Here is a 26,908-nt window from a genome sequence, read left to right as displayed (position 1 = left end):
CGAAGCCGCCCGACCACAGTGGCCTATTATCCTTGGCTATTCTCCATATCCCTTAGGATGACTCCGATGCCATGCCCAAGCACTTTCAATAATCTGCTCCAAAGAACTAAATCGAGGAGTCCATCCTAAAAGCGATTCTATCTTCTCAACCTTAGCAACCAACCTGTCAGGGTCACCGGGCCGTCGAGGAGATTCTACAGCAGGTATGGTTCGGCCAGTGACTCGACGAGCGGTTTCAATTACCTCTTTAACGCTGTAGCCGGAGCCTGTCCCCACATTATAGACTCCTTTGGCAGTTCCTTTGGCTAGGGCTTCTAAAGCCAGGATGTGGGCCATGGCTAAATCCAGCACATGGATATAATCTCTGATGCAGGTACCATCCGGTGTAGAATAGTCCGTACCGAAGATGCCAATCTCTTTGCGCTGGCCTAAGGCGGTTTTTAAGATTAAGGGAATCAGGTGGGTTTCAGGCTGATGATTCTCGCCTAGGGAGCCGTCGAGAACAGCACCGGCAGCGTTAAAATAACGCAGAGCTATCCATTCCAGGCCGTAAGCCTTTTCTAACCAAGCAAAGGATTGTTCGATCATCAGTTTTGAGAAACCGTAAGGGTTAATGGGAACCGTAGGTGCCGTTTCGGGTATGGGAATATCTTCAGGGATTCCGTAGGTAGCCGCAGTGGAAGAAAAAATAATCCGCTTTACTCCGCAGTGCAGAAGTGTGCTGACAAAACGGTTGGTTTTTGCAGTATTCTCCTCAAAATAAAGGTCAGGTTTTTCTGCGGATTCACCTACTAAACTTCGTGCGGCAAAATGAATAACGGCACTTATTTGCTCTTGTTCAACAATTTTGCGGACAAGCTGAGAATCGGCGATATCTCCTTGGAAAAAGGGGACATCCTTTGCCACGGATTGTCGATGCCCAGTTACTAAGCTGTCAAGCACCACAGGTTTATAACCTTTCTCTAGCAAAGCTACAACAGTATGACTGCCAATATACCCAGCTCCGCCGGATACTAAGATGGATTCCATAATTGCCTCCTTATTTCATTACCTAAACTGAAACCATTATAACATCCTGCCAAGAATCAAGAAACTAAACTGAATATAAAATCATTGCTAGAAAGAGCTTTTTCGCCGGTTCAGGCGGGAAGGCCTTTAATTTTAAATCTTTAAACTAGATTTTCAGCTAATTTTCAGGAAACACTCATTTAACCTTCAGGTTACATTTAGGAGTAATTCAGTAACGAGAGTTATAGTAATCCAGAAATCAAAATCACAAGAATGTTCCCTACAGGAAAAGGAACCAACAAAGAAACAGCAAAAGGAGAAATTAAAGGATGAAAGGACTAAAACTTAAACGTTGGGATCCGTTCTTAATAGTCATCGCATTATTAGCTGGGTTTTTAAATATTTACGGTATCTGGAAAGATCAATCGGCCAATGCCTATTACACAGCTGCCGTAACCAGTATGCTGCAAAGTTTTCACAATTTCTTTTTTGCTTCTTTTGATCCCGGAGGATTTGTAACGGTGGATAAACCGCCGGTTGCCTTTTGGGTCCAAACCTTGTTTGCATCGATATTTGGTGTCCATGGTTGGAGTGTGATTTTGCCGCAAGCTCTGGCTGGAGTAGGCTCGGTGATCCTAGTTTATATCCTTGTGAAACCGACCTTTGGCAAAACTGCTGCAAGACTGTCAGCCCTGGTCATGGCCTGTACTCCCATTGCGGCAGCAGTGAGCCGTACCAATAATGTGGACAGTCTGCTGGTTTTTACTCTTCTTGCGGCAACCTGGTTACTCTTTAAAGCTGTTAAAACAAAGAAGTGGCCTTGGTTCCTTGCAGCCTTTGGACTGATTGGGGTAGGCTTTAACATTAAAATGCTCCAGGCATTTATGGTTTTTCCCGCTTTCTATCTCTTTTATTGGCTGGCCTATAAGGCCAACCTGAAAAAGAAACTCACTGTTCTGGCCGGTTCCACGGCAGTTCTGCTGATCCTTTCCTTTTCATGGGCTGTGGTAGTAGACAGTATCCCTGCGGATAATCGTCCCTATATCGGCAGCAGTCAGACTAACTCTGTGTTGGAGCTGGCCTTTGGCTATAATGGACTTTCCCGATTAACGGGTCAGAGAGGGGCGGGTGGAGGGAACCGGCCGGGAGATGGCAATCAGGCCTTTAATCAGCCGGGATCAAATCAGATGTTTGAACAAGGATCTGATGATGGCAGCCGGATGCGCCCGGATGACTCTAACCAGTTTCCCTCAGGATTTTCTCCCGGTCAGGACGGAAATTCCAGAACCCTGCCAGGGGATGATGGGAGAAACCGGGCCGGAAATCCTAATGACGGCGGGGGAGGACCGGGAAATGGGGGAATGTTCAACACAGGTACACCAGGACCCTTCCGCTTATTCCAATCTCAATTATCAGGACAGATCAGCTGGCTTTTGCCCATTGCCTTATTGGGTGCTCTAGGCTTATTGCTGGGTCTTCGCCGCAAGAAAGCAATGACCGATAAGCAGAAAGAAACTCTTTTTTGGCTGGCATGGCTGCTTCCCATGATGGGCTTCTTCAGTGTAGCAGGCTTTTTCCATCAATATTATTTAGTGATGCTTGCCCCGGCTATTGCAGCCCTGACAGGAGCAGGGTGGACAGAACTCTACGGTTTTACCCGTAATTGTGATGGTTGGAAAGGCTGGCTCTTGCCTGCCGGAATTTTAGGAACAACCTTATTCCAAGTCTATATTTTGCTGCCCTACAAAGCTCAGATTGGGCTGGCTTTGCCGGTAATTGTTGGGGTTCTGGGAATTGGTGCTGCTCTGTATTTAGGAATTACGCAAATAAAAGGCCTGGTAAAGCTGGTTTGGGGAAATTCAAGAAAGGTTGCAGCATCAGGAGCTATTTTAGTGCTGCTTATGGCACCGCTCTTTTGGGCCGCAACGCCCCTTCTTTATGGCGGGAACAGTACTCTGCCGGCAGCCGGACCGGAAAGTTCCGGCAGGGGTATGCCGGGACAAGGAGCAGGCCCAAGCCAAGGTCAAGACCCGGGAAATGGAAATGTCAGCTTCAGCCGGCAAGAAAATATTAACTCAGCTTTAATAAACTATTTGACAGCTAACAACACCGGTGAAAAATATTTATTTGCCACAACCAATGCCGGTACAGCTGAAGCCTATATTATCCAGACCGGTCAGGCAGTTATGGCGATGGGCGGATTTTCCGGCAATGACCCAATTTTGACCGTGGATAAGCTGAAAGAAATGGTGGCTAATCACGAGGTTAAATATTTCCTAACTTCAGGCGGAGGCTTTGGCGGAGGAAGTTCAGAGGTCCAAACTTGGATTCGGGAAAACGGCAGGGAAGTGCCTCAGGAAGAATGGCAGTCCGGTACAGAGGCTTCTGCGGAAAGAGGTACGGATAGAAATGGCTCTGTGACGTTATACGAAGTAACCCTGGATTAGAAAGGAGGCGACGGGAATGAATTCGGGTATTCGCTATTCCATTGTGATACCGGTGTACAACGAAGAAGCGGTTATTGAACAGACCTACCGCAGATTGAAGCAAGTCATGGCTTCAACAGGTGAGTCCTATGAGTTGATTTTTGTCAATGACGGCAGCCGTGATCAGACAGCCTCCCTAATTAAGGGGTATGGAGAAGGAGATGACACTGTGAAATTGTTGGGATTTTCCCGCAATTTTGGTCATCAAGTGGCGATCACCGCGGGAATGGATTATGCAGCCGGTGCGGCAGTTGTCGTCATTGATGCGGATTTGCAGGACCCTCCGGAGCTGATTTTGGAGATGATTGCTAAATGGAAAGAAGGCTTTGACGTCGTTTATGCTAAACGAACCAAGCGAAAAGGGGAAACCTTTTTTAAAAAGCAAACGGCTCATCTCTTTTACCGGCTGCTTAGGGTTTCCACAGACCTAAATATCCCCACAGATACGGGAGATTTTCGTTTAATAGATCGCCGGGTGGTTGAAGAATTAAAGCGCTTGCCTGAGAGAAACCGCTATGTTCGGGGATTAGTCAGTTGGGTGGGTTTCCGCCAGACAGCCGTGGAGTATGAAAGAGATGAACGGTTGGCTGGGGAGACCAAGTATCCCCTGAAGAAAATGATGAAGTTAAGTATGGATGGGATAACTTCTTTCTCTTATAAGCCTCTTAAATTAGCCACTTATGCAGGAACCATTATAGTAACTTTTGGTCTCTCTAGCTTGGCAGTCCTTATTTTCATGAAGATGTTTAACAAAATTTTCCTTGCAGGCTGGGAGCTAGTGATCTCTATCCAACTGATCTTATCAGGACTGCTCCTGACCATGATGGGAATTATCGGAGAATATATTGGACGGATTTATGACGAAGCCAGAGAGCGTCCCTTATATATTATCAGTGAATCTTACGGGCTGATGAGAAAAGAGCAGCCTGTAAAAAAGGAACGGACAGTGAAGCGGATTGTCTAAGACAGGAAAGGCCCCCAAAGAATTTGTGAGATTCGGACTGGTTGGAGCAGTCAATACAGGAGTGGATTTTGCCGTATTTACTGTGCTAACTCATCTAGGGGTGCTAGTGCTGGCAGCTCAAGTTGTATCTTACAGCTGCGGAATCCTGAACAGCTTTTTTCTCAACCGGACATGGACCTTCAGTGCGCGTGTCCGGGGAAAATCCCCGGGACAATTTCTTGGATTTTTCCTGTGGAACTTAGCTGTCTTATCCATAACCTATGGCTTGTTGGTCTATTTTCACACTCACTTTGCTTGGTCGATTATTGTAAGCAAAATTGTTGCTACCGGATTAAGTATGATCATTAACTTTGCCGGTAATCGTTGGTTGATTTTTAAATAGCGAATGGGTAATAACTGAGGAAACGGAGGGAAAAACATGAAAATCAGAAAAGCGGTCATTCCTGCGGCAGGCTTAGGAACCCGGTTTTTGCCGGCGACAAAAGCTCAGCCCAAAGAAATGCTGCCTATCGTTGATAAGCCGGCAATTCAGTATATTGTTGAAGAAGCCGTGGCTTCAGGAATCGAAAGTATTCTCATCGTCACAGGCAGAAATAAAAAATCGATAGAAGATCATTTTGACAAGTCTGTGGAACTTGAGCAGACACTTTGGGAAAAAGGAAAATCGGATATTCTCCATGAGATCCAAAACATTAGTGATATGGCAAATATCCATTTTATACGCCAAAAAGAACCCCTTGGCTTAGGCAATGCTATTCTTTGTGCAGAACAATTTGTTGGGGAAGAACCCTTTGCAGTCCTGTTAGGGGATGACATCATGGTAGCGGACCCACCGGGATTAAAGCAGTTAATCGAAGTTTTCGAGACCTATCAGACAACGGTTGTTGGTGTGCAAAGGGTTCAACCGGAGGAAGTCAGCAAGTATGGAATTATTTCGGGTGTTAAAGAGCAACCAAGGATTTTGAGCGTGAAGGATATGATCGAAAAACCTGCTCCGGCCAATGCCCCTTCGAATATCGCCATCATGGGCAGGTATATCTTGATGCCGTCGATTTTTTCCTTTCTGAAAACGCAAGAGCGAGGAGCGGGCAATGAATACCAGCTCACTGATGCCCTGAAGGAAATTTGTCTTAAGGATCATCTTTTAGCCTTGGAGCTGGATGGAGAGCGCTATGATATCGGGGATAAGTTTGGCTATATAAAAGCGATTATCGAAATGGGCCTCCAGCGGGAAGAACTGCAGCCTCAATTAGTAAAGTATTTACAGCATGCTTTAAAAAATCAAGGTTTCAAACATAAGCTGAAAAGAGCGGCAGGATGAAAGGAGTTTCCCAATGGCATTTATTAGGAAGCATCTTCTTAAGATCAGCTTGTCAGCCATGCTTTTATTAGCCGGCATCCTATGTATTTTGTCCTTATGGAATTATGCCGGGACAGCTCAATCCTCTCAAAATGTAGTGATCAGAAACTCCTGGATTCAACCGGGGGGTAATTCGGACTCCAATCTAAGTCCGGGCAATAATAATCCAGGACCGAATTCTGGGGTGAACCCAAGTAATCGCCAAAATTCAAGGGAGTATTCCCGGCCAAGTTCGGACCGGTCTATGGCCGCCCCTAAGGTGGACAGGGCGGGCGGCATGAACCGCTCAGGAGCCGGCGAGCAAAATAACTACGTTCCGCAAATGATAGGCTATGCAGTGTTGTTCCTAATTTTAAGCGTGAGCGGCTATTATCTCATGGCAAAAAAGAAGCTTAAAATCTCAGCTTCTAACGAGAAAATTGTCCTCATTACCCTCCTGGGGGTTGGCTTTTTCTTGAGGCTAATAATGGCATCATCTATCAGCAGCCACTCATTTGATTTAAATCTCTTTAAAAACTGGGCAACCACGGCTGCCAATAATCTCTCCCAAGTTTATCAAGGACGCAGCGCCAGTGATTACCCGCCATTCTATATTTATGTGCTCTTGATTGTAGGGAAGCTGGGAAATCTGCCTGCACTCAGCCCCTATTACACCTTGCTCCTGAAACTGCCCTCAATCCTTGCTGATCTGGCTTCATCCTTCTTGCTCTTTAAACTTGCCAAAAAGTACCTAACCTTAGAGTTAAGTTTATTGATATCTGCCTTCTATGCCTTTAACCCGGCCATACTGCTTAATTCGGCGGTATGGGGACAGGTTGATTCTTTTTTCACCCTGTTGATTCTGGCAGCCATTGTGCTGCTCTCAGAAAGAAGAATTGGACTGGCGACAGTCTTCTTTGCTTCAGCTGTGCTCATGAAACCACAAGGGATTATCTTTCTCCCGGTGCTGTTCTTTGAGCTGATCAGGCAAAAATCGTTAAAAAGCTGGCTAAAAGTTTTAAGTTCAGGAATAGTCACTGCTGTGGTTATTCTCCTGCCTTTTGCCTGGAATCTCGGCAGCCTTTGGATTTTCAAGCTGTACGCCAGTACCTTAGGAGAATATCCTTATGCTTCGGTCAATGCCTTTAACTTTTTCAGTTTGTTAGGTAAGAATTTCACTTCGGATGCAGCGTCCTTTTTGGGGCTTAGCTATCATAATTGGGGTTTGGCAGCTATTGTCCTGCTGACACTGGCAGCATGGTTTCTCTATATTAAAGGAAAAAGCCGGGAGTATGCTGGGGCAGCGGCCCTTATCCTGATAGCAGGTGTCTTTAGCTTTTCTACAAGAATGCATGAACGATATTTGTTCCCAGCAGTGGCCTTGGCCATCTTAGCCTACATTTACCTGCGGGATAAACGCCTGCTGCTGTTAGCCGCGGGATTTAGCACAACCAGCTATGTCAACACTTACTACGTTTTGCTGAAAACTCTCAGCGGAACGAATTCCATAACCTATGGTCCAATCCTGGTGATTACGTCGTTTTTAAATGTGGTGCTGTTCGTATACCTGCTGAAGGTTTTATACGAAATTGTGATGGGAAGAAGGGATGCAGCGGGGAAAACCGGCAAGCTAAAAATAGTTGCAAAGTACGAATAAAACTGAAAAAGATCATTTTTTTATTGAAGGAGGATTAAGCAATGGAAAAACCATACTTAGGAAAGAAACTTAAAGGACGATCCGTAATTATCATCGGAGTGTTATTATCTGCCCTGGTGATTGGGGTAAGCGGATGCGGAACTAAGGACACACAGTCTGAGGTTCCGTCCTCTACCCAACAATCCAACACGGAGGGTCAAAACATGCAAAAGGATGGAGGTCAGCGGCAAACCCTTAATCCGGCTGTAGAGGCTGCAATGAGTATTCGCCGGCTCCAGGCCAATGAGGAAGTGGCTTTGACAAGTGAACAGAAGGAAGCAGTCAAACCAATTTTACAAAGCCTGATTGACACGACGGATCCCAGTGAGGACTTCCTCAAGGAAAAGGGGGAGGCTATTGAAGCTGTTTTTACGGAAGATCAAAAAACTTATTTGAGTACAAATGCTCCTCAAGGAGGTAATCAAGGGGACCGGCAAAATGGCCAACCCATGGGTGAACCGAAAGACCAATCCCAAGATCAAGGAAATAATGAAGCAAAAGACCAATCCCAGGGAGAAAAGGGAGCCCCGGATAAGAATACTCCGCCTTCCTTCCAATCCAAGGACATATTCCAAGAGGTTCTCGATTCTCTAAACTAGCTTAAACATAACATGGCTCTTTCGTGTAAATGAAAAGAAAGAAACCGGCTGTTACAAAAATTGCAACAGCCGGTTTCTTTTTAGGTTTCGTTTTACCCTGCCAGCTTATGAGCCCCTGCGGAATACACTTTTGTTTCTGGCCGCGTCGCCAGATAGACGCCTGAAACCACCACAGCGGCACAAAATAATTTAATGATTGTTATTGATTCATGCAAAATCAGGACGGATTGAACGATGGTAAAGATGGGGACAAGATTGATAAAGACAGCGGTTTGAGGAGCACCAATATGTTCAATGGCAATGGATTGGAAAAGATAGCCTAATACAGAAGCAAAAACACTCATGTATAAGATAGAGAGCCACCCTTTCATAGTTGCGGTATAGAGATAAGTTGCCGGATTTTCCCATAAGGCAAAGGGAAGAGAAATGACCACACAGATCAAAAAGGTGTAGGCCGTAATCATAAAAGGGGTTAGATCATATTGCTTCATGTAACGTCGGCTCAGGAGGGAATAAATTGAAAAACAAAGGACCCCGAGCATCATTAAAAAATCACCATGATTCACCTGGAATTGAGTGATGAGATGCAGATCTCCATTAGTGATAAAGAGAAAGACACCGCTGAAAGAAAGGAAAATCCCCAATATCCTGGGAAAGGACAAGCGTTCGCTAAAAAAGAGGGCCGCCAACAGGGTGGTTACCATGGGATTAAGTGCCCCAATCAGGGAGGAATTAATGGCAGTGGTATAGCCTAAGGACGTGAAAAAGAAGGCATGGTAACAAAAGGTGCCGATAAAACCCAGCAGGAGAAGTGCCGGCCACTGTTTGCCCCGGGGAAGAAGCCGTTTAGGTTTTTGCATCACGAGAATAGTAAAAATAAAAGGCAAGGCAAAGAAAAAACGGAAAAAGGTCAGGGCAAAGGGTGGAAACTCCTGAATAGAAAATTTGCCGGTTATAAATGCTCCTGACCAGAGCACACTGGTAAGTACCATAAGTAAACGAACTTGTTTATCCGACATGATGATAATCCTCCTTGCCGGATATAAGCCCGGCTAACTTTTGACCAAAGGTTATTTCAGCTACTAAATCGTACCAATCTGGCCATTGTTAGTCAATCCTCCGGACAGGTTTTTGAGAAATTATCTGCAGCATCTTCATAGACCCGGAAAAACCATAGAATTGACGGATTGACGAGCTTGAGCAGTCTGAAACTTGGCGTTTGTTTGCAGGTAGTGGGTATGATATAGTAAATGAGAAAGAATGGGGGTTTTTAGGATGCCGCGGATGGTCATTTTAGATGGGAATAGCCTGGCAAATCGTGCTTTTTATGCACTTCCGCCGCTTACTACAGCGGATGGGAGACCAACGAACGTTTTGCATGGCTTTTTAACTATGCTCTTTAAATTAGAACAAGAGCAGCAGCCCGATTATTGGGTGGTTGCTTTCGATAAAACTAAGGCGACGGTTCGAATTGAACAGTATGCCGGCTACAAAGCCCAGCGCAAAGAAACTCCGGAGGGCCTGCGCCCGCAATTTGATTACCTTAAGGAAATTCTTACAGAAATGGATGTGCCTATCCTTGAATTGGCAGGATACGAAGCCGATGATCTCATTGCGGCAATCACCAAACAAGCAGAAGCTCAGGGAATGGAAATTCAGATTTATACGGGAGATAAAGATGCTCTCCAGCTCATTTCACCTAAGACGAATGTCTACTTAACCAAAAAAGGAATCAGTGAAGTAGAGCGCTACGACGAAACGGCCCTTTGGGAACGCTATCAATTGCGCCCCCTTCAAATCATTGATCTCAAAGGTTTGATGGGTGACACTTCAGATAATATCCCGGGCGTTCCGGGAATTGGCGAGAAAACTGCCCTGAAGCTGCTTTGGGAATTTGGTTCTGTGGAAGACGTATTGGCAAATGTTGAAAAGGTTTCCGGAAAAAAGGTTCAGGGAAATCTCAAAGAGTATGCTGATCAAGCAATCTTAAGCAAAAAGCTGGCGACCATGCTGACAGAGGTGCCTCTGGAGTTTTCCAGTCAGGATTTTGTCTTTCGCCGTGCCCAAGGGGTTAAGGTATTGCCTGTTTTGCAAAAATATGACTTGAAAAATGTTACTCGTTTGTGGCTGGAGCGACATAAAGATGATGATGAAAGAGTCACTGAGCCTTCTGAATCGGCTTTGGGAAAATGGCCCCAACGCCAACTTTCGGAAGAGGAATGGCTGGCTCAGATTAAGGAGTGGGAAACTCAAAAAAACCCCATCACCTTGACCTGCCGCTATGAAGGAACGGGTTTGCAGGGAGGACGCTGGCTGGAGTGGGGAGTGGCGGTTCAGGGTGAAACCTTTTCTCTGACTCGTGCTGAGGTATCAGAAAAGGTTTGTCAGGCCTGGCTGGACTTAATGGGGAATGAGCAGGTTCCTAAGACCTTTGCGGACAGCAAAACCGTGGCCTTATTGCTGGCTAATGATGGAGCGGAATTGAAAGGTCTTTCTTTAGACCTGAGCTTAGCTTCATATTTAATACAATCTTCGCGCACAAAATTTGCCCCTTTAGATCTAGTTAAAGAGTATTTCCCTAATCAAGAGGCTTTTGAAAGCGCTGCGGACGAAGCCGGCGGTTTAGCCCAGGTCGCTCCCCGCTTTGAGGAGGATATCCATTCCTTAGGTCTGCCTTCCTTGCTCCACGATTTAGAAGAACCTTTGAGTTTAGTGCTGGCTCAAATGGAGCGGCAGGGCATTGCCGTAGACTCTGAACAATTGATTGCCTTTGGGGAAGGAATCAGCCATACTCTCAAAGAGTTAGAACAAGATATTTATGGTTTAGCGGAGGAAACCTTTAATATTAATTCGCCCAAGCAGCTGGGTACAGTGCTTTTTGAAAAGCTGGGCCTGCCTGCCGCTAAGAAGACTAAAACCGGTTATTCTACTGATGCGGAGACCTTGGAAGACCTGCGCTCAGTACATCCCATTGTCGCTAAAATCCTGGATTACCGGCAATTGAATAAGCTCATCTCCACTTATGTCAATGGACTGTTGGCTCAAGCCAAGGAAGGACGGATTCATACTACCTTTCAACAGACTGTGACGGCGACGGGGCGTTTATCCAGTACAGAACCGAATTTGCAGAACATCCCTATCCGTTTGGAACAAGGGCGGCAGCTCAGAAAAGTATTTCATCCCACTGAACCGGGCTGGGTGTTGTTATCGGCGGATTATTCCCAAATAGAACTGAGGATTCTGGCGCACTATTCCCAAGATCCCCTCTTATGTGAGTCTTTTGCTCTGGGCCAGGACGTTCATACCCGGACAGCCGCTGAAGTCTTTGGCATCTCCCTGGATGAGGTAACTCCGGACATGCGCCGGAGTGCCAAAGCCGTCAATTTTGGTTTAGTCTATGGGCTGACTGAGTTCGGACTCTCCCGGGATCTGGGAATTCCCCGCAAGGAAGCAAAGTTTTATGTTGAACAGTACTTTAAGCGCTACAGCGGAGTGAAACGCTACCTGGAGGGTGTGGTGACACAAGCTAAGCAAGACGGCCAGGTTCGTACACTGCTTAATCGCCTGCGCCGCATTCCTGAATTAATGCATTCCAATCGGGTTCAGCGTCAGTTCGGCGAGCGCATTGCCATGAACACCCCGGTCCAAGGTACGGCAGCAGATATCATGAAATTAGCCATGCTCAAAGTGGCTGAAGGAATAAAACCTTATAAGGCTGACATGCTCTTGCAGGTCCATGACGAATTATTGCTGCAAGTAGCTCCGGAGGATCTGGAAAGTGTCGCCTGTGTGCTGAAAGAGAACATGGAGAAGGCCTATTCTTTGTCAGTTCCTATGACGGTGGAATGTAAGGTCGGTCCCAACTGGTATGATATGAAGCCCTTTCATTTGAAACAATAACAACACAAAGAACCCTCTCAAGTCAGAGTCGTAAGGCTTCTGTCTTGGGAGGGCTTTTTGTAATAAGGTATTATTTACCTGGTAAGTGATTAAGTAAGTTTTAAGCTTGTATATCAATTATGTTATAGCTTAGACTATTAATGGTTGTATTGGCGGCAGCATTATCCGGCTTAGTATCTTGCTGGCTGCTGTTCGTTTGGTTAGTCTGTTTAGCTTGAATTTGGTTCTGAATTTGCAGTATCTGCGCCTGCAATAACTGGATTTTCTGCTGTTTGGTCTTGTCATCATCCTTGCTTTGAGTCTCGGTTTTTATTTGATTTTCCAGGTCTTTAATTTTGTTTAACATTTGCTGTACATCGCTGCTGCTTCCTGAAGAATATGTATTTGAGCTTGAAGACACTGACGATACTGAAGAAATGTTCATTGAAGACTATCCTCCTCTTAAATCTCAATATGTATGGTAACTATAATATATGATTCTGAAATAGGGCTGAAACTTAACTGAAAATCAGCTGAAAATTTGAGAATAGATTTTTTACACTAGAAATGAGGGAAACATATGCCGGAACTTCCTGAGGTGGAAACCATTCGAAGAACCCTGGCCGGGCATGTTGCGGGGTTAGTTATTAACGAAGTTGAACTGATATGGCCTAAGGCAGTCTCTGGCTGGGAAGGTCAGCCCTTTGAGGTTTTAGTTGCCGGCCGTAAAATTAAAACTATCGATCGCCGGGGCAAATATCTTTTAATTCGCTTAGAGGAGGATATTACGTTAATTGCTCATATGCGAATGACCGGCCGTTTAAATTATTATTCGGAGAAAAAAGAACCGGAGAAGCATACTCATGTTGTTTTTCGATTGGATCAAGGGGAAGTGCATTTCTCGGATGTTCGGAAATTCGGACGGATTCAAGCCATACCTACCCCCCTGTGCGTGAGTGGGTCTGCTTTATGCAAACTAGGACCAGAGCCTTTAGAACAGGAATTTACGCCGGAAGTTTTAAAAGAGCGTTTGAGTAGGAAAAAACTTCCGGTGAAAGCCGCGCTTTTAGATCAACATGTTCTGGCGGGATTAGGCAATATCTACGCTGATGAAGCTCTTTTTCGAGCAGGAATATCTCCTCTGCGCCGGGTGGATACCTTGTCTGAAGAGGAATTAGCCAAACTTCATCAAGCTATCAGAGAGGTTCTCCAAGCAGGAATCGATGCCCAGGGAACATCCTTCCGAGATTACCGGGATGCTAACGGGGAAAAAGGTTCCTTTGAACAAGCTTTGCAAGTTTATGGACGTGGAGGGGAACCCTGCAAAATTTGCGGGCAAACCTTAGAACAGGTTCGCCTGGCCGGACGAACGACAGTATATTGCTCAAAGTGTCAGAAGTAGGCTAAAAGTCATCTTTGCCGGAGGACAGATTTGATATAAAATGGAATGGGTAAAATTTATAAAGCAGCGGATCTAGCTTAGGATTGTCATCGAAGGAAGCAGCTGTCATAGAGGAGAAAAGGATAATGGCAAATGTTAAAATTTTTCAGGCATCTCCTCGAGGAGGTATTGTGAAAGTTAAGGTTGAGGGGGATCGAACAATTCTCAGAGGCCAGGCCGTAACAGTGTTTAATGGGGCTTTGACAGTTAATGCATAATAGAAGCGTAAAAATTCTTATTAAGAAATTTGCTGTTCTTAGTATTGTTTTCTTAGGCATAGCTGCACTGGTGATGGTTGTAATTAAGACAGGTTTTATTCCCTCTTTTTTTTCTGATAAGCTGCCCTTTGTTCATTCTGTTTCCATTGCAGAAATCCATTGTCCTCTGGATAAGGACGGGGATGGTTTGGATGATTTAAGGGATATCACAGCCGGAGCGAAGGAAGAAGTCAAACGAAAGCCTCACTACCACAGCGCTTATTATCAGGGGGGATTTCCCCCGGATACTGAGGGAGTATGTACTGATGTTGTGTGGAGAGCCTTCCGCGATGCGGGATACGACTTGAAGGCCATGGTTGATGAGGACATACGTAATAATTTGGCACTGTACCCACGGGTAAACGGCAAACCTGATCCGAATATTGATTTCCGGCGAGTTTCAAATCTTATCGTTTTCTTTCGCAGGCATGGTTTAGAGCTTACTAAGGAAATAATACCCAGTGATAAGGATAATCTTTATTTATGGCAGGCAGGGGATATTGTGACCTTTGATTTTCCCCATGAGCATATCGCCATAATTTCTGATAAACGGCGGCCGGATGGGGTACCATATTTGCTGCATAATTCAGGGCCTGTTGCCAGTGAGAGTGATCAGCTCTTGAGTTGGCCTTCTTCGATAACAGGACATTTTCGTTTTCCTTGTTTTTAATTACTCATGAACTAAGGGAGCTTTCAGTCTGTGGCTTCAATAACGTAAAAGCCATAGGATTTTCTAGGGTTGAAGGATGTTAAGATATGCAAATAGATATAAGCCGCAGCCACCTGCGGGCTGACTGTAATAAGTGTTTTGGACTGTGCTGCACTGCCCTGTATTTTGCGGCTTCGGAAGGTTTCCCAAAGGATAAAGAAGCCGGCAAGCCTTGCCATCACCTGCAAACAGACTTTCGCTGCCGTATACACGCTGATCTTCGGGAGCAGGGCTTTAAGGGCTGCCTTGCTTATGACTGTATAGGTGCCGGACAAAAGGTTGCCCAAATCTACGGGGGGCAGGATTGGAGGAAAGCTCCGGAATTGGCCCGGGAAATGTTTGAAGTTTTCCTAATCATGTGGCAGCTTCATGAAATGCTCTGGTATCTTACCGAAGGGCTGACCTTGGAACCGGCTCGCTCAATCCATACCGAGCTTTATAACATGCAGGAAAAGATAGACCGCCTTACCCTTCTCAGGCCTGAGTCTCTCCTGGAGTTGGATGTCCCTTTACTGAGAGCAGAGGTTAATACCGTCTTATTAAAAACCAGCGAACTTGTGCGAAAGGCCGTACGCAGTAAGCAGCAAACCTCTCAGAGGCGGCAAAAGAACTTTAAGCGTGGAGCGGATCTTATGGCTGCTGATCTCAGAACCTATGATCTCAGGGGAGCAAACTTAAGAGGTGCCTGTCTCATTGCTGCGGATTTAAGGGGAACTGACCTTTGGGGTGCAGACTTGATCGGTGCAGATTTCCGGGATACCGATCTGCGGGGAGCTGATCTTTCCCAGAGCCTTTTTCTTACCCAAGGGCAGATTAACGCTGCCAGAGGGGATAAAAGCACCAAATTGCCCTTAGCCCTTTCTCGTCCAGCTTTCTGGGAGGGGTGTGATTAATGGATATGAGCTCTCTCATTCTATACTTTAGCGGAACAGGTAATACGGAGTATGTTGCCGGATATTTGCAAAGAAAATTGGCAAGTCTTTCTGTTGATGCTCACCTAGCTTCCATTGAACATTTGAAACCGGAACAAACCCAGGATTTTGATTTATTGATCATTGGTTTTCCCATTTATGCGGGGGCGCCTCCTCAATTTTTTAAACAATATCTTGATACTTTGCCTAAGGTAAGGCAAAAAGGGTTGTTTGTCTTTTGTACCAAAGCCATGTTTACAGGTCAGGCAATCGCAGATGTCTGTGAGGGTTTAAGCGGTAAAGGATACGTTCCTATTGATTATTTGCAGGTGGGAATGCCCGGATCCGATGCCTTGCCTTTTATGAGCAAAGAATCTAAGTATGTACAAAAAGCTTTGCACAAGAACTATGAAACTATGGAGGAAATCAACGAGTTTGCTCAAAAAATAGCAGCTGCTGTTAACTCCATTAAGCAAGGAAAAAGGGTTGACTCATTGAGAGGAAAGGTTTCTAAAGGATTACCGGTATTAAACGCCCTCTTCCAAGGGATTTGGGATTTTGGATATGGCTTTGCCGAAAAGAAGATCAAACCTAATTTTCAGGCAAATGATCAATGTGTTCATTGCCTGCAGTGTGTTAAACAGTGTCCGGCAAAAAACATTTCCATAATCAATGGCAAAATCAGCTTTGCTGACCGTTGTTACATGTGCATGCGCTGTATTAATCAATGTCCTCAAGAAGCTATCCAGATTGGCAAGAGAACCCTTCATAAATTCCGCTGGAAAGGACCAAGGGGAGATTTCAAGCCTCATTAAATTTCAGTTTCGGAGGGGTTAGAGTGAACAAAAGGCCGGAGTTTCACAAGATTGAACCTTTGCATCTGGGTTTATTGCTGGCTTTTTTCCTGGTTTTAGTTTGGTCATTGATTAATCCCAAAGATTTATTTACTTGGTTTTTGGAGGTTCTTCCTGCTTTAATCGGGTTGATAGTTATTGTTATGACATTTCATCGCTTTAGGTTGACTAATTTAGTGTATGGTCTTGTTTTAATTCACGCGGTCATTTTAATGATCGGCGGGCATTACACTTATGCAGAAATGCCGCTTTTTACTTGGTTAAAAGATACGCTGCACCTAGAGCGAAATTATTACGACCGCTTGGGACATTTTGCCCAGGGGTTCATTCCTGCTGTAATTGTCAGGGAAATACTCTTGCGAAAATTGGAGCTGCCGCGGGGAAAATGGCTATCAGCCATAGTGATCAGCGTCTGTTTGGCCATTAGTGCTTTATATGAATTGATTGAATGGGGTGTTGCTGAATTGACAGGTACTGCAGCAGAGGCATTTTTAGGCACCCAGGGGGACGTTTGGGATACTCAGTGGGATATGTTTATGGCTCTGTGGGGAGCGATTCTGTCATTAATTTTTTTGAGCAATATTCATGATAAATTCATGAGGAACCAAGAAATGATAAGGAAAGAGGAGGATCAGCCATGAATAAACAACAAATCATGGAATTGTATGGGTATAACGACTGGGCAAACCATAAGCTCTTTGAAGCAATGAGCTCCTTGGAGCATGAAGAATTCAGCAGGAACTTAGGGAGCAGTTTCGGGTCTATGCGTGATACTCTTGTTCATATTGTTGGTGCAGAAGAGTTATGGCTGTCCCGCTGGCGGGGTGAGCAAGGCCGAACCCTCTTAAAGGCAGAGGATTTTCCTGACTACTCGACACTGGCGGAACATTGGTATAACTTTCAAAGTCAGATGAGGGGCTTTTTAGAATCACTGGCAGAAGAAGAACTGCAGGAAATCATTAGCTATAAAAATATTCATGGAAACCCTTACTCTTTAGAGCTGTGGAAGCAAATGCTCCACGTAATCAATCATTCCTCTTTCCATAGAGGGCAAATCGTTACCATGCTAAGGCAGCTGAAGAAGCAGCCTCCATCTTGTGACCTGGTTTATTATTATTTAGGGAAAAGGTAGATGATCGTTAAGAGAAATCCCTTAAAGTACCTGCTTATAATTATAACAGTGATGCTGTTAGGATTAAGTGCCCGGCGCTTTGCCCTATATTTGCCGGACTGGCTTAATCTCTATTTAGGAGATGCTTTGTGGGCTTTAATGGTTTATTTTATGACTGCCTTCCTGCTGCGTAGAAGTAAAATACGATGGGTGGCTTTAGGGGCTGTCTTATTTTCCTTTTCCATTGAATTCAGTCAAATGTATCATGCCCCATGGCTTGACGGATTGAGGAAAACAAGACTTGGGAGGGCTGGTACTTGGCTATGGGTTTTTATGGAGTGATTTAGTGGCTTATACAATAGGTATTGGATTTGGTGTATTGCTTGAGGTCTTTTTATTAAAGTCACGAGACAGTTAGTATTTAGTTTTATCGGTTTGTTAGAAAAGAGAGTGTATGATATAGTAATCTCGGAGAAAATTGGCTATAACAATAGAGTTAAAGGGTGCAAAAATAAATGAGTATTTTAGTTTGCCGAAATTGCGGCGTTGATATATCCGGTGAACCTCTTTTTCGGCAAGTTAGTTTGGCGTTGGAAAAGGGAGAAAAAGCTGCCTTAGTGGGTCCCAATGGAGCGGGTAAAACAACCTTGCTTAGAGCTTGTTTAGGTGATGTGCGTCTGGAAAGCGGAGAGGCTCAAATTTTTGGTACCTGTGGCTATCTGCCCCAAACTCCCATTGTCGAGGATGAAGGGAATGTTTTTGAGTGTGTCATTCAGGAACGGGCTGATTTATTGCAAATGCAGGAACAACTGCGTGAGCTGGAAGGTAAAATGGCCTCCGCGACCGGTGATAAGGTGATGGAGCAATACGCGGCTTTGACCGAAGCTTTTGAACGCCAGGGCGGGTATGCCTTAGAAGCTTTAGTACGGAGAATTCTGGCAGGTTTAGGACTTGAAGGGGAGATGAACAGCCAGGTTGCCAGACTGAGCGGAGGCCAAAAGACTCGCTTGGCTTTGTGTAAGCTTTTGCTCCGAGGACCTGAACTGTTAATTTTGGATGAACCAACCAATCATTTGGATATTGCCGCCATTGAATGGCTTGAAGGTTACTTGCGCGATTATTCCGGTGCGCTGTTAATTGTTTCTCATGACCGGTATTTCTTGGATCGTACGGTATCCCGAGTTTTCTGTTTAGAAAATGGTGAGATAAAAGGGTATACCGGAAATTATTCTGAATACGAGTTGCTAAGGGCTATTGAAGCTAAAACTACCGCTCGGGAAGCTGAGCGGTTAGCTAAAAAAATAGCAAAACTTGAGGAGTATGTACGCAGGAATAAGGCAGGCGTTAATTCTAAGCAAGCCCGGGGACGGGAAAGCCAGCTTCAGAAGCTGAAACCCATTCAGGTGAGCAAGGCAGACCGGGGAATGTCTATTTCCATGGGAAGCGGAGGACGAAGCGGGAACCGAGTCCTGGCACTTGAGGATCTGGCTATAAGTTTTGGCACGCGAACTCTTTTTGCCAATGTTCAATTAGATTTGAGACGGGGAGATAGAGTTGCTCTATTGGGCAAAAATGGAATCGGAAAAACAACTCTCCTTAAAGCAATTCTAGAACAGGCTCCTTATCAGGGGAGGATTCGCTTAGGAGCTAATGTGAAAATTGCTTATTATTCCCAGGAACATGAGGACTTAGGTACTTCGGGAACCGTGATGGATGAAATTCGCAATGTTTCTAAGTTGAAGGACCCGGAAATCCGCAATCTCTTAGCCCGTTATGGGTTTAGAAAAGAGGAGGTTTTTAAACAGATTTCTGTTTTAAGCGGGGGAGAAAAAAGTCGTTTAGCTTTATGTAAGCTTTTTCTGGAACAAGGAAATTTGCTCCTCCTGGATGAGCCTACCAACCACTTAGATGCCGAAACTCGCGGACTCTTGGAAGAAGCTTTGCAGGAATATGACGGAACTGTGCTGGCGGTTTCTCATGACCGCTATTTTCTAGATAAAGTTGTCACTAAGATTGCTGAGTTAACCCCTGAGGGTTTGCTGCTCTTCGAAGGAGATTACACTGGGTTTAAGGAATATAAGCAGCAAGAAGAAATGAGCGTTTCTCCTTTAGAGCAAACTGTTAAGCAAAGCAGTTCTGATCAGCAGGAAAGCCGGCAATTGGCTCGGGAAAAGAAAAGGATGAAACAGCTGGAAGCAGAGATTGAGGAATTGGAAAATGCCCTTGAGGCTCTGGAGGCTGAGCTTTCTCAGGTCAATACTAATTATGAACTGGCAATGAAGCTTCATGAAGAGTGTGAAGAGATTAAGAAACGACGAGACCTGGCTTTAGAAGAATGGATTGCTGGAAATGATTGATTTCACCAATTAGGGATGAAACCCATATATTATCCTGAAGTCGCAAGATGGAGGGATACATATTATGGGAGTAGCGATACTTATGGCAGTCGCTTTAAGTTTGGATGGTTTTGGTGTGGGATTGGCGTATGGGTTACGGCGCATACGTATACCTATTAATTCACTGATTGCTATTTCGATGTGTACAGTCTTAGCAATGGGGATATCTATGCTCTTCGGAGGATGGGTGACAATATGGTTAAAGTTGATTCCTGCACGCATTTTGGGGGCTTCAATATTGCTTGCCTTGGGGCTATTTCAATTAGGGAAAGTTCTCTGGAACCGCAATGAGAAATCTTTGCCGGAAGCAGTACCGGCCATGGCAGCAGCGCCACCCAATCTGGTCTTAGAGCCTGTATTCCGCTTTCAATTACGTTTTTTTGGTTTAGTCATTCAGGTGCTTAAGACCCCGGATATTGCTGATGTGGATGGTTCAGGGGTTATCAGCCTGAAAGAAAGTATCTTATTAGGATGCGCTCTTGCTGTGGATGCTTTTGCCGGCGGCATAGGGGCTGCCATGGCTGGGATGACTTTATCCGTTATTGGCATTGTTGCTTTGACCCAAATTATCATGCTGCGTTTGGGCCAGCAAATGGCTGGTAAGATACCGGCCAATTGGATTGATAAAGCAGAGTACTTACCTGGAGCCGTGTTAGTATTGATTGGATTGGGAAAATTGATCTGAGGTGATAAGGATGTTAAATATTGGCTTGACTGGCGGAATCGGAAGCGGAAAATCCACGGTGGCTCGCTGGTTTGTTAAGCAGGGGGTCCCAGTTCTGGACGCCGATAAAACAGTGCATCGCTTGCTGCAGTTAGATCCTGTGACCATATCCAAGCTTGCTGAAGAGTTCGGCTTAGATATTTTAGAGCATGACGGACACATTGATCGTTCGAAATTAGGGAAACAGGTCTTTAAAGATGATGATGCACGAAAGCGTTTAGAGCGTATCGTACACCCACGTGTGATTGAATCTATGAAAGAAGAACAAAATGCTCTTAACGAGGCCGGTGCAGAAGTTTGTATTTGGGATGTACCTTTACTTTTTGAAGCGGGTTTTGACAAGTTTGTTGATGAAGTATGGGTAGTTTGGGTACCGCGGGATGTGCAAATATCTCGTGTTCTTGTCCGGGACAAGCTTAGCCGTGAAGAGGTTGAGGCCCGCCTGGCTGCCCAGGAATCCTTAGATGAAAAACGCTTGAGAGCGGATGTTGTTATCGATAATTCAGGGAGTGAGGATCAAACTTTAAACCAGCTGATAAATTTGTGGGATATATTTCTACATAAGCAGCTGACGATTCATACATAATTAAGGGCACTAGGAAAATAGACTAAAGAAAAGTACCTTTCCTGAAAGAGGAGATGGGATGGTTAAAAGGAAATCGAATCGTTGGACATTTGGACGAAAATTAGGCGTTTTTATTGTTTTATCCATCCTAGTGAGTTATAGTATATGGCAACTATCCGATTTGCAGAAAATCATTTATCCTTATCCGCATCGGGCTATTGTTGAGAAATATGCTGCTCAGTATGGAGTAGATCCGTTATTTGTTCTTGCTGTCATTCGGGAAGAAAGCAAGTTTCTTCCTCAATCAGAATCCCATAAAGGTGCTAAAGGATTAATGCAGCTGATGCCCAGTACAGCAAAGTCCATTGCCGAAAGTATCGGCGATAAAAATTATCAGGATGACGATTTGCTGATACCTGAGAAAAACATTCAATACGGAACCTGGTATCTTGCCAGTCTCCAAAAAATGTTTGCAAATAATCTGGCCTTGGTCATCGCAGCCTATAATGGCGGCAGCGGACATGTGCAGGAGTGGATTAAATCAGGGCAAATAGACCCCGAAAATATTCGCCTGCAAGATATTCCTTTTAAGGAAACACGTGATTATGTAGCGCGTGTCATAGCTAGTTATCAGAAATATATCAAACTATACCGTTCGTAAGCTAATCTGAGAACGATTAAGAAAGGAATGTAGCCTTTTGAAAGACGTCAATCCTGAAGAAGTACAAAAAATATTAACGAGGCTAAAGACCGTGCGCGGACACATAGCCGGCGTTGAGCGCATGATCGAGGAAGATAAGAGCTGTGAAGAGATCTTACTGCAGCTTGTGGCTATTCGTTCTGCCGTGCATAAGACGTCGGTGATAATTGCCCAGCGTTATGCCAGTTCCTGTCTTCTTGAGGCTATTGACTCTGGAGAAGACAGGCAAGAGGTTTTAAATAACGCCATTGAAACGCTGATGAAAATGAATCAATAACCTTCAGAGGGAAAGGTCCAAAAGGGGAGCACCGCAGATAACTTATGTTGTTAAGCGATGCTTCCTTTGTTTTCTCAATTGTCTTGAAAGCTTAATGGATAACAGTAGTCAGCTGTGAGATAATAAACTGTGAAAAATTCTCATTTGTTCTAAGTTTTAATTGCTTTATGGAATGACTTTCGTTATACTTGAAATGAGCATATGCCCAAAAGGAGCTGATAGAATGCCGAGGCAGCGTTGTTGTGGTCTAATTGACGATGCCATAGTCTGTCAGACGTTTATCCCGCTTGGCCAATCCTGTTTAGAAGAAGTCATCATCAAGCTGGAGGAACTAGAAGCCATTCGGCTGAAAGACCAAGTGGGTTTGGATCAAGCCGACTGTGCTGCGTCCATGGGGGTTTCCAGAGCTACGTTTCAGCGAATTTTAGGCGCCGCTAGGTCAAAGATTGCTTCTGCATTAGTAGAAGGACGACCTATCATCATTCGAGGTGGTCACTATTTAATGAAAAATCGAGTGTTTGAATGTGTTGAATGTGGACATGTCTGGGAAGCAGAACCATGTGCCTTAGGGGGAAAACATGGTTATGAAATAGCATGCCCAGAGTGTGGAGGCATGAAGAAGATGAGAGTCGGTCATGGCAGCAAGCATGTCTGCAGCAGTAGTCACATTCGAGCCGGCGACTCTTAAGCTCACATTATGTTACTGAGTAAGAACAATTAGATTAGGAGGTATTATCATGTCAAAGAAAATCGCAATCCCCACTAATGGTGAAGACTTAGATCCGCATTTCGGTCGTGCAGCCGGATTTACCGTCTTTGAAATCGATGGAAATCAAGCTCGCTTTGTTGAATTGCTTAGTTCTACAGGACTGCAGCATCAACATGAAGGACTGGCCAATATGTTCAAAAACAAGGGTGTTGAGGTTTTAGTTTGCGGCGGTATTGGCGGGGGTATGATTAATGGCCTCAAAGCGGTAGGACTGGAAGTGGTGTCAGGTGCTTCAGGAAAAGTAGCTGATGTTGCCAGTCAATATGCCTTAGGAAAAATTGTCAGTACCGGAGCGGTTTGTGCTCACGATCATGGCGATGGCCATCACCACCACTAATTAAGCATACGGCAATAATTGACAAAGTACCACCTCGGAATTATGAGTATGCTAAGTATGGACAAACCTTGACAAATAAAGAATTTGGGGAGTAAGATAAAATTTGGTTACTCATCCATGAAAGAGAAGTTTACTAATTTTAGAATGGGAGGCAGTAAGGTGAGCGAATCATGTAGTAGCTGTGCTGCAGCTGGTTCTTGCAACACAGAAAGTTGTTCAAGTGCGCCCCAATTAACAAAGGCTCAAAAGGCCAGCAACGTTAAAAAAGTCATTGCCGTCATGAGTGGTAAGGGAGGCGTGGGTAAATCTTCCGTTACCAGTATGTTGGCTGTTAGTTTGATGCGCCAAGGATTTAAAGTAGGTATTTTAGACTCTGACATAACCGGTCCGAGCATTCCGAAGATTTTCGGAATTAAAGAACGAGCCGGCGCCAGTCAAGGCGGCATTATTGCCCCAACCAGCCGCGGCGGGATTAAAATCATGTCACTTAATCTTATGATTGAGAACGAAGATGATCCGGTTATTTTACGTGGACCTCTGATTACTCAAGTAGTAACTCAGTTTTGGAAGGATGTAATTTGGGGAGAGCTGGATTATTTATTGATTGATATGCCTCCCGGTACCGGGGATGTAGCTATTACACTCTTCCAGTCCTTGCCTATTAATGGGGTTGTAATGGTAACAAGTCCGCAAGCGTTAGCCAATATGGTCGTTCGTAAAGCCATTAAAATGGTTCGCAACTACGAGCCTCCTATCTATGGATTGATAGAAAATATGGCTTATGTTCAATGCCCGGATTGCAGTAAGAAAATTGAAGTTTTCGGCGCACCCCAAGGCGAAGAAGAGGCAAAACGTACCTCTGTTCCGTTCTTAGGAGCACTTCCCCTTGATCCTGAGTTATCCACTTTGTCTGATGCAGGCAAGATTGAAGATTACAAATCCGAAAACTTCGATCAAATAGCCCGAAACCTGGCAGAACAGATTTCCAAAAGCAGTGACAAGAATTTAGCCTAAATAGAAGCTTTATATAATGTCTAAGGAGTTGTAACAGCTGATTTCAGTTGTTGACAACTCCTTTTTATTCTCTGATGGTGCCGTGTTAGAAATATGTTAGAGTAGACCACCATGCCGCCAGCGCAGCACCAGCAGATGATGAAAAGAGAGTGTTTCCAGGTCGGGCAGCTTCGCCACATCCTGCAAGAAAAGCTTATTCGTGCGAAGACAGTGTCTGCACGAAGGCATAATCCGTGCGAAGACAGTGTCTTCGTGGTACAGCAGCATTCCGAGGCTCGCCCCCTCGCGGCAGCCGCTAGTGGGCGTTTACCGCCTCTCCATGCAATGGGATCGCTCCTGTGGACGAAGCTGCCCTGGCTTTCGGGTCCACGGGGTAATGTCATTTCCGCAGATTAATTTCACCTCTCACCCTCTCAATGGACTCCTTCAATGCCTGAATTTCAGCCTCGTATTTTTTTACAGTATGTCCGGGGAGATGCAGTCCTGTTTGTTTCAAGACAAAACTTCTTTCTTCTTCTAATTCTTCCAGCTCATCAAGGTATCGTTGAAGACGTTTCTTAAGATCTTCCTTATTTAATGCTGATAAATTTTCCATTTCATTCGCTCCTTTACCGTCGATGAAGCTATTATAATACAATTCCCTTGAATTTTGGTGTCGTATTTTTGACCCAAATATTTAGAAAGATGAACTCGTTATGGGACAAGAATGTATTGACCGTTACGAGTTTTCATTGTATTCTATAATCAATAATCATCACCCCCCCATGGGGAGGGGGTGATGATATGAACTCTTTGTGGAGGTGATGGCACTAAAATAGGTCTTTGTAACTGAAATTATAGTGTGAGGTGAGGGGCAAGGGTGAAAACATTTAAAAGGACTTTATTAGTCTTGATTTTTGGGGTATTTGGTATTGTGCTTACAGGGTCTTTTTGGTTTTCCACACCTCAAGTAACTGAGGCTGCTTGTGGTGCATCAACGACTTCATGTAAAACCTGCCATGAGATTAAGGGGGAAGATCCTGTATCACAAAAAGGTGACTGGCATACTCAGCATGCCTTTGCAGATTTTTGTCAAGCCTGTCATCTGGGGGTAGCAACAGAGAATGATAAAGAGAAAGCTCATGTCGGTATGGTCTTAAAACCATTAGAACAAGCAGATCAAAGCTGTGCGTCCTGTCATCCTGCAGATACTGCAGCCAGAGTTGCAAAATATGGCGGGACAGTAACGACTAATCCCGCAAATAGTGCAGATGGAAATTCGACGGATTCAAAAACAGGAAATAATGAAACTTCCGGCGGAGGAAGCATCACTGTTTCAGACGCAGCAATGCAGGTACCAAACAGTGCAAATCCTAACTATGATGTGATTGATTTTAACGCTAATGAAGCAATGCCTTGGTTAGCTTGGGCCATAGGTATTATTAATGTGTTTATGCTTTTAGTATTGGCTGTTTTGATCTGGAGATGGAAAAAAGGATTATGGCCTTGGGCATTGATCCTTGGCAGAACGAAAAAAGTACCTTTTAAAACGCTGCCGCCTGAAGTACAAGAAGTCTTTACTCAATTGTTGGAGGGAGATATTAAAACAGTCCTTTCTCTTAAAAAAATAATTGAAGGGGAACATGGAGCAAAGGTTTTGCAAGCGGTTTCAAACTTGCCTGATCAGGTGTTTAACCAACTGCTTGAATTGGATGATCATGAACTTAAGTCCTTGTCTTCCTTAAAGGACCTAATGAGGAATGAGAGGAGTGAACAGAATCATGGGCTTTAATAAGGTTATGAAGGAAAAAACATGGTCTCCCTGGTCGGCAGGTGTTATGTTAGGAATCACGGCCGTAGGATCCTATGCTTTAGTAGGAAAAACCATTGGCTCATCCGGCGGTTTAGAGAATATCGACAGCATACTTTTAAATGTCTTTGGCAGTAGCTGGGCAAATCTTATGTACTTTAAATATCAAATGCCCCCGGTACTCAGCTTTCAAATTCTCTTGTTTGTGGGCATGATTCTGGGAGCTTTGACGTCAAGTCTCTGGTCCAAAGATTTTAAAATCAGGATGATGCCGGATCAGCAGTGGACACAAACCTTTGGGCCAAGCAAGTTAAAACGCTGGCTGATGATCTTTATTGGTGGGATGATTATTGAGTTTGCTGCAGGTATTGCCGGAGGCTGTACCAGCGGCTTGGCAATATCCGGGACTATGCAGCTTTCACCAGCAGGCCTGATCTTTATCGCAGGGCTATTTGTCTCCGGAATTATTACCACAAAATTATTGTACGGGAGGGGGTATTAAGATGATGACTTATGTGGTTCCCATAGTTATTGGCTTCTTCTTTTCCCTTGCTCTGCAGAAGGCGGGTTTAGGACACTATCATAAAATTGTCAATCAATTCCGTTTTAAAGATAACACGGTAATGAAGTTTATGATGACCGGTATTTCCGTGGGGCTTGTAGGAATTTATGCGCTGAAAGACCTGGGCTTTCTTCAAATGGATCAGGTTTCTTCTACTTATATAGTAGGAAACCTCTTCGGCGGTTTGCTTTTTGGAGTAGGAATGGCTCTGGCGGGCACATGACCAGGCACTTTGATCACAGGTTGTGGTCAGGGAAATATGGATTATTTGATACCTGGACTTTTGGGATTTCTAACCGGCGGAGTTCTGTTTGGACTCTCTTATCAATCCTTATTTTTAAAAATATCCAAGATTGGGGATTTTGGTCAAAAAACCCTGGAAGATCTCTTACAAGTTAACCACTGGCTTTTTGTCGCTCTCTTTGTCCTGTGTACCCTCGTCTTTTATGTAGCCTCGAAAATTGCCGAAAGCTCTAAGAAAAAAGAATTAAGCGGTTCAACTGAGGTGTAAATTATTTCTG

The 26,908-nt window shown here is 44.5% G+C and carries 29 protein-coding genes and 1 pseudogene; 26 read left to right on the top strand and 4 right to left on the bottom strand.

Features of this window, described 5'->3' with window-relative positions:
• Positions 1–36: 36 nt before the first annotated feature.
• On the bottom strand, positions 37–1,029 hold the full coding sequence (galE, locus tag DESOR_RS17390; RefSeq protein ID WP_014185895.1) for a UDP-glucose 4-epimerase GalE: 993 nt from the start codon (positions 1,027–1,029) through the stop codon (positions 37–39).
• Positions 1,030–1,337: 308 nt separating this feature from the next.
• On the opposite strand from galE, the gene DESOR_RS17385 reads away from it, so the two are divergent.
• Genes DESOR_RS17385 through DESOR_RS17360 form a run of 6 tightly spaced genes read left to right on the top strand, consistent with a single transcriptional unit; the run spans position 1,338 to position 8,092 of the window.
• The gene (locus DESOR_RS17385; RefSeq protein ID WP_014185894.1) at positions 1,338–3,455 is read left to right on the top strand and encodes a glycosyltransferase family 39 protein; all 2,118 of its coding nucleotides are present in this window, start codon (positions 1,338–1,340) and stop codon (positions 3,453–3,455) included.
• Between the two features lie 16 nt (positions 3,456–3,471).
• Positions 3,472–4,458 carry a glycosyltransferase family 2 protein gene (locus DESOR_RS17380; RefSeq protein ID WP_014185893.1) on the top strand — a complete coding sequence of 329 codons (987 nt, stop codon included), beginning with the start codon at positions 3,472–3,474 and terminating at the stop codon, positions 4,456–4,458.
• Complete coding sequence (locus DESOR_RS17375; protein ID WP_014185892.1) at positions 4,451–4,840, top strand: GtrA family protein; 390 nt, start codon at positions 4,451–4,453, stop codon at positions 4,838–4,840. Before DESOR_RS17380 ends, DESOR_RS17375 begins: the two co-directional genes overlap by 8 nt.
• Before the next feature lie 36 nt (positions 4,841–4,876).
• Positions 4,877–5,779: a UTP--glucose-1-phosphate uridylyltransferase GalU gene (gene galU / locus DESOR_RS17370; RefSeq protein WP_014185891.1), complete on the top strand. Its 903-nt coding sequence runs from the start codon at positions 4,877–4,879 to the stop codon at positions 5,777–5,779.
• A 13-nt stretch (positions 5,780–5,792) separates the two neighbouring features.
• Positions 5,793–7,454 carry a glycosyltransferase 87 family protein gene (locus DESOR_RS17365; protein ID WP_014185890.1) on the top strand — a complete coding sequence of 554 codons (1,662 nt, stop codon included), beginning with the start codon at positions 5,793–5,795 and terminating at the stop codon, positions 7,452–7,454.
• Between the two features lie 41 nt (positions 7,455–7,495).
• Positions 7,496–8,092 carry a hypothetical protein gene (locus DESOR_RS17360; protein ID WP_014185889.1) on the top strand — a complete coding sequence of 199 codons (597 nt, stop codon included), beginning with the start codon at positions 7,496–7,498 and terminating at the stop codon, positions 8,090–8,092.
• A gap of 92 nt (positions 8,093–8,184) precedes the next feature.
• On the opposite strand, the gene DESOR_RS17355 is transcribed toward DESOR_RS17360, so the two are convergent.
• A complete protein-coding gene (locus DESOR_RS17355) occupies positions 8,185–9,111 on the bottom strand; it encodes a DMT family transporter (protein ID WP_014185888.1) in 927 nt (308 codons plus the stop codon).
• A gap of 256 nt (positions 9,112–9,367) precedes the next feature.
• Here DESOR_RS17355 and polA point away from each other — a divergent pair, with 256 nt between their 5' ends.
• Positions 9,368–11,992 (top strand): DNA polymerase I, encoded by a 2,625-nt coding sequence (gene polA / locus DESOR_RS17350; protein WP_014185887.1) that lies wholly within the window; start codon positions 9,368–9,370, stop codon positions 11,990–11,992.
• A 100-nt stretch (positions 11,993–12,092) separates the two neighbouring features.
• Here polA and DESOR_RS17345 read toward each other — a convergent pair whose 3' ends face one another.
• Positions 12,093–12,416: a FlxA-like family protein gene (locus DESOR_RS17345; protein WP_014185886.1), complete on the bottom strand. Its 324-nt coding sequence runs from the start codon at positions 12,414–12,416 to the stop codon at positions 12,093–12,095.
• 135 nt (positions 12,417–12,551) lie between these two features.
• Between DESOR_RS17345 and mutM the strand changes: the two genes are divergently transcribed.
• From mutM to DESOR_RS17270, 16 genes and pseudogenes are all read left to right on the top strand, one after another.
• On the top strand, positions 12,552–13,373 hold the full coding sequence (gene mutM, locus DESOR_RS17340; protein ID WP_014185885.1) for a bifunctional DNA-formamidopyrimidine glycosylase/DNA-(apurinic or apyrimidinic site) lyase: 822 nt from the start codon (positions 12,552–12,554) through the stop codon (positions 13,371–13,373).
• Positions 13,374–13,498: 125 nt separating this feature from the next.
• Positions 13,499–13,630: a hypothetical protein gene (locus DESOR_RS30700; protein WP_282434381.1), complete on the top strand. Its 132-nt coding sequence runs from the start codon at positions 13,499–13,501 to the stop codon at positions 13,628–13,630.
• The gene (locus tag DESOR_RS17335; RefSeq protein ID WP_014185884.1) at positions 13,623–14,339 is read left to right on the top strand and encodes a DUF1287 domain-containing protein; all 717 of its coding nucleotides are present in this window, start codon (positions 13,623–13,625) and stop codon (positions 14,337–14,339) included. The genes DESOR_RS30700 and DESOR_RS17335 overlap by 8 nt, the downstream gene beginning before the upstream one ends.
• An 86-nt stretch (positions 14,340–14,425) precedes the next feature.
• Entirely contained in the window at positions 14,426–15,271 is an 846-nt protein-coding gene (locus DESOR_RS17330) for a pentapeptide repeat-containing protein (protein WP_014185883.1), read from the top strand.
• Positions 15,271–16,104, top strand: a complete 834-nt coding sequence (locus DESOR_RS17325; protein ID WP_014185882.1) for an EFR1 family ferrodoxin — start codon at positions 15,271–15,273, stop codon at positions 16,102–16,104. The genes DESOR_RS17330 and DESOR_RS17325 overlap by 1 nt, the downstream gene beginning before the upstream one ends.
• A gap of 23 nt (positions 16,105–16,127) precedes the next feature.
• Positions 16,128–16,784, top strand: coding sequence for a DUF2238 domain-containing protein (locus DESOR_RS17320; protein WP_014185881.1), 657 nt, complete (start codon positions 16,128–16,130; stop codon positions 16,782–16,784).
• Positions 16,781–17,275 (top strand): DinB family protein, encoded by a 495-nt coding sequence (locus tag DESOR_RS17315; RefSeq protein WP_014185880.1) that lies wholly within the window; start codon positions 16,781–16,783, stop codon positions 17,273–17,275. The genes DESOR_RS17320 and DESOR_RS17315 overlap by 4 nt, the downstream gene beginning before the upstream one ends.
• Positions 17,276–17,672, top strand: a pseudogene (locus tag DESOR_RS17310) (ribosomal maturation YjgA family protein). It abuts the gene before it with no gap.
• Positions 17,673–17,769: 97 nt separating this feature from the next.
• Positions 17,770–19,611: an ABC-F family ATP-binding cassette domain-containing protein gene (locus tag DESOR_RS17305; RefSeq protein ID WP_014185878.1), complete on the top strand. Its 1,842-nt coding sequence runs from the start codon at positions 17,770–17,772 to the stop codon at positions 19,609–19,611.
• Between the two features lie 64 nt (positions 19,612–19,675).
• Positions 19,676–20,335 carry a sporulation membrane protein YtaF gene (ytaF, locus tag DESOR_RS17300; RefSeq protein WP_014185877.1) on the top strand — a complete coding sequence of 220 codons (660 nt, stop codon included), beginning with the start codon at positions 19,676–19,678 and terminating at the stop codon, positions 20,333–20,335.
• Between the two features lie 10 nt (positions 20,336–20,345).
• The gene (gene coaE / locus DESOR_RS17295; RefSeq protein WP_014185876.1) at positions 20,346–20,960 is read left to right on the top strand and encodes a dephospho-CoA kinase; all 615 of its coding nucleotides are present in this window, start codon (positions 20,346–20,348) and stop codon (positions 20,958–20,960) included.
• Between the two features lie 58 nt (positions 20,961–21,018).
• A complete protein-coding gene (locus DESOR_RS17290; protein WP_014185875.1) occupies positions 21,019–21,600 on the top strand; it encodes a lytic transglycosylase domain-containing protein in 582 nt (193 codons plus the stop codon).
• A gap of 37 nt (positions 21,601–21,637) precedes the next feature.
• Entirely contained in the window at positions 21,638–21,916 is a 279-nt protein-coding gene (locus DESOR_RS17285; RefSeq protein WP_014185874.1) for a metal-sensitive transcriptional regulator, read from the top strand.
• A 223-nt stretch (positions 21,917–22,139) separates the two neighbouring features.
• Complete coding sequence (locus DESOR_RS17280) at positions 22,140–22,604, top strand: DUF134 domain-containing protein (protein ID WP_014185873.1); 465 nt, start codon at positions 22,140–22,142, stop codon at positions 22,602–22,604.
• A gap of 49 nt (positions 22,605–22,653) precedes the next feature.
• A complete protein-coding gene (locus DESOR_RS17275; protein ID WP_014185872.1) occupies positions 22,654–23,022 on the top strand; it encodes a NifB/NifX family molybdenum-iron cluster-binding protein in 369 nt (122 codons plus the stop codon).
• A gap of 159 nt (positions 23,023–23,181) precedes the next feature.
• Positions 23,182–24,036 carry an Mrp/NBP35 family ATP-binding protein gene (locus tag DESOR_RS17270; RefSeq protein WP_014185871.1) on the top strand — a complete coding sequence of 285 codons (855 nt, stop codon included), beginning with the start codon at positions 23,182–23,184 and terminating at the stop codon, positions 24,034–24,036.
• Positions 24,037–24,415: 379 nt separating this feature from the next.
• Here DESOR_RS17270 and DESOR_RS17260 read toward each other — a convergent pair whose 3' ends face one another.
• Positions 24,416–24,631, bottom strand: a complete 216-nt coding sequence (locus tag DESOR_RS17260; protein ID WP_014185870.1) for a hypothetical protein — start codon at positions 24,629–24,631, stop codon at positions 24,416–24,418.
• A gap of 264 nt (positions 24,632–24,895) precedes the next feature.
• On the opposite strand from DESOR_RS17260, the gene DESOR_RS17255 reads away from it, so the two are divergent.
• Genes DESOR_RS17255 through DESOR_RS17245 form a run of 3 tightly spaced genes read left to right on the top strand, consistent with a single transcriptional unit; the run spans position 24,896 to position 26,898 of the window.
• The gene (locus DESOR_RS17255) at positions 24,896–25,807 is read left to right on the top strand and encodes a hypothetical protein (protein WP_014185869.1); all 912 of its coding nucleotides are present in this window, start codon (positions 24,896–24,898) and stop codon (positions 25,805–25,807) included.
• Complete coding sequence (locus DESOR_RS17250) at positions 25,797–26,327, top strand: YeeE/YedE thiosulfate transporter family protein (protein ID WP_014185868.1); 531 nt, start codon at positions 25,797–25,799, stop codon at positions 26,325–26,327. The genes DESOR_RS17255 and DESOR_RS17250 overlap by 11 nt, the downstream gene beginning before the upstream one ends.
• Position 26,328: 1 nt before the next feature.
• Positions 26,329–26,898 (top strand): YeeE/YedE thiosulfate transporter family protein, encoded by a 570-nt coding sequence (locus DESOR_RS17245; protein ID WP_014185867.1) that lies wholly within the window; start codon positions 26,329–26,331, stop codon positions 26,896–26,898.
• Positions 26,899–26,908 lie beyond the last annotated feature (10 nt).

Origin of the sequence: Desulfosporosinus orientis DSM 765 (assembly GCF_000235605.1) — a bacterium.
GTDB classification, from domain to species: Bacteria; Bacillota; Desulfitobacteriia; order Desulfitobacteriales; family Desulfitobacteriaceae; genus Desulfosporosinus; species Desulfosporosinus orientis.
Note: the sequence above shows the minus strand (reverse complement) of the source record. Positions and strands in the feature narration are given on the sequence as shown.

Excerpts from the sequence above, each read along its gene's own strand:
- DESOR_RS17305 (WP_014185878.1), top strand. The coding sequence starts at position 17,770 with ATGAGTATTTTAGTTTGCCGAAATTGCGGCGTTGATATATCCGGTGAA.
- DESOR_RS17365 (WP_014185890.1), top strand. The coding sequence starts at position 5,793 with ATGGCATTTATTAGGAAGCATCTTCTTAAGATCAGCTTGTCAGCCATG.
- DESOR_RS17360 (WP_014185889.1), top strand. The coding sequence starts at position 7,496 with ATGGAAAAACCATACTTAGGAAAGAAACTTAAAGGACGATCCGTAATT.
- DESOR_RS17290 (WP_014185875.1), top strand. The coding sequence starts at position 21,019 with ATGGTTAAAAGGAAATCGAATCGTTGGACATTTGGACGAAAATTAGGC.
- DESOR_RS17330 (WP_014185883.1), top strand. The coding sequence starts at position 14,426 with ATGCAAATAGATATAAGCCGCAGCCACCTGCGGGCTGACTGTAATAAG.
- DESOR_RS17355 (WP_014185888.1), bottom strand. The coding sequence starts at position 9,111 with ATGTCGGATAAACAAGTTCGTTTACTTATGGTACTTACCAGTGTGCTC.
- DESOR_RS17260 (WP_014185870.1), bottom strand. The coding sequence starts at position 24,631 with ATGGAAAATTTATCAGCATTAAATAAGGAAGATCTTAAGAAACGTCTT.
- coaE (WP_014185876.1), top strand. The coding sequence starts at position 20,346 with ATGTTAAATATTGGCTTGACTGGCGGAATCGGAAGCGGAAAATCCACG.
- DESOR_RS17385 (WP_014185894.1), top strand. The coding sequence starts at position 1,338 with ATGAAAGGACTAAAACTTAAACGTTGGGATCCGTTCTTAATAGTCATC.
- DESOR_RS17345 (WP_014185886.1), bottom strand. The coding sequence starts at position 12,416 with ATGAACATTTCTTCAGTATCGTCAGTGTCTTCAAGCTCAAATACATAT.
- mutM (WP_014185885.1), top strand. The coding sequence starts at position 12,552 with ATGCCGGAACTTCCTGAGGTGGAAACCATTCGAAGAACCCTGGCCGGG.
- DESOR_RS17325 (WP_014185882.1), top strand. The coding sequence starts at position 15,271 with ATGGATATGAGCTCTCTCATTCTATACTTTAGCGGAACAGGTAATACG.
- DESOR_RS17250 (WP_014185868.1), top strand. The coding sequence starts at position 25,797 with ATGGGCTTTAATAAGGTTATGAAGGAAAAAACATGGTCTCCCTGGTCG.
- DESOR_RS17280 (WP_014185873.1), top strand. The coding sequence starts at position 22,140 with ATGCCGAGGCAGCGTTGTTGTGGTCTAATTGACGATGCCATAGTCTGT.
- galE (WP_014185895.1), bottom strand. The coding sequence starts at position 1,029 with ATGGAATCCATCTTAGTATCCGGCGGAGCTGGGTATATTGGCAGTCAT.
- galU (WP_014185891.1), top strand. The coding sequence starts at position 4,877 with ATGAAAATCAGAAAAGCGGTCATTCCTGCGGCAGGCTTAGGAACCCGG.
- ytaF (WP_014185877.1), top strand. The coding sequence starts at position 19,676 with ATGGGAGTAGCGATACTTATGGCAGTCGCTTTAAGTTTGGATGGTTTT.
- DESOR_RS17315 (WP_014185880.1), top strand. The coding sequence starts at position 16,781 with ATGAATAAACAACAAATCATGGAATTGTATGGGTATAACGACTGGGCA.
- DESOR_RS17380 (WP_014185893.1), top strand. The coding sequence starts at position 3,472 with ATGAATTCGGGTATTCGCTATTCCATTGTGATACCGGTGTACAACGAA.
- DESOR_RS30700 (WP_282434381.1), top strand. The coding sequence starts at position 13,499 with ATGGCAAATGTTAAAATTTTTCAGGCATCTCCTCGAGGAGGTATTGTG.
- polA (WP_014185887.1), top strand. The coding sequence starts at position 9,368 with ATGCCGCGGATGGTCATTTTAGATGGGAATAGCCTGGCAAATCGTGCT.
- DESOR_RS17335 (WP_014185884.1), top strand. The coding sequence starts at position 13,623 with ATGCATAATAGAAGCGTAAAAATTCTTATTAAGAAATTTGCTGTTCTT.
- DESOR_RS17275 (WP_014185872.1), top strand. The coding sequence starts at position 22,654 with ATGTCAAAGAAAATCGCAATCCCCACTAATGGTGAAGACTTAGATCCG.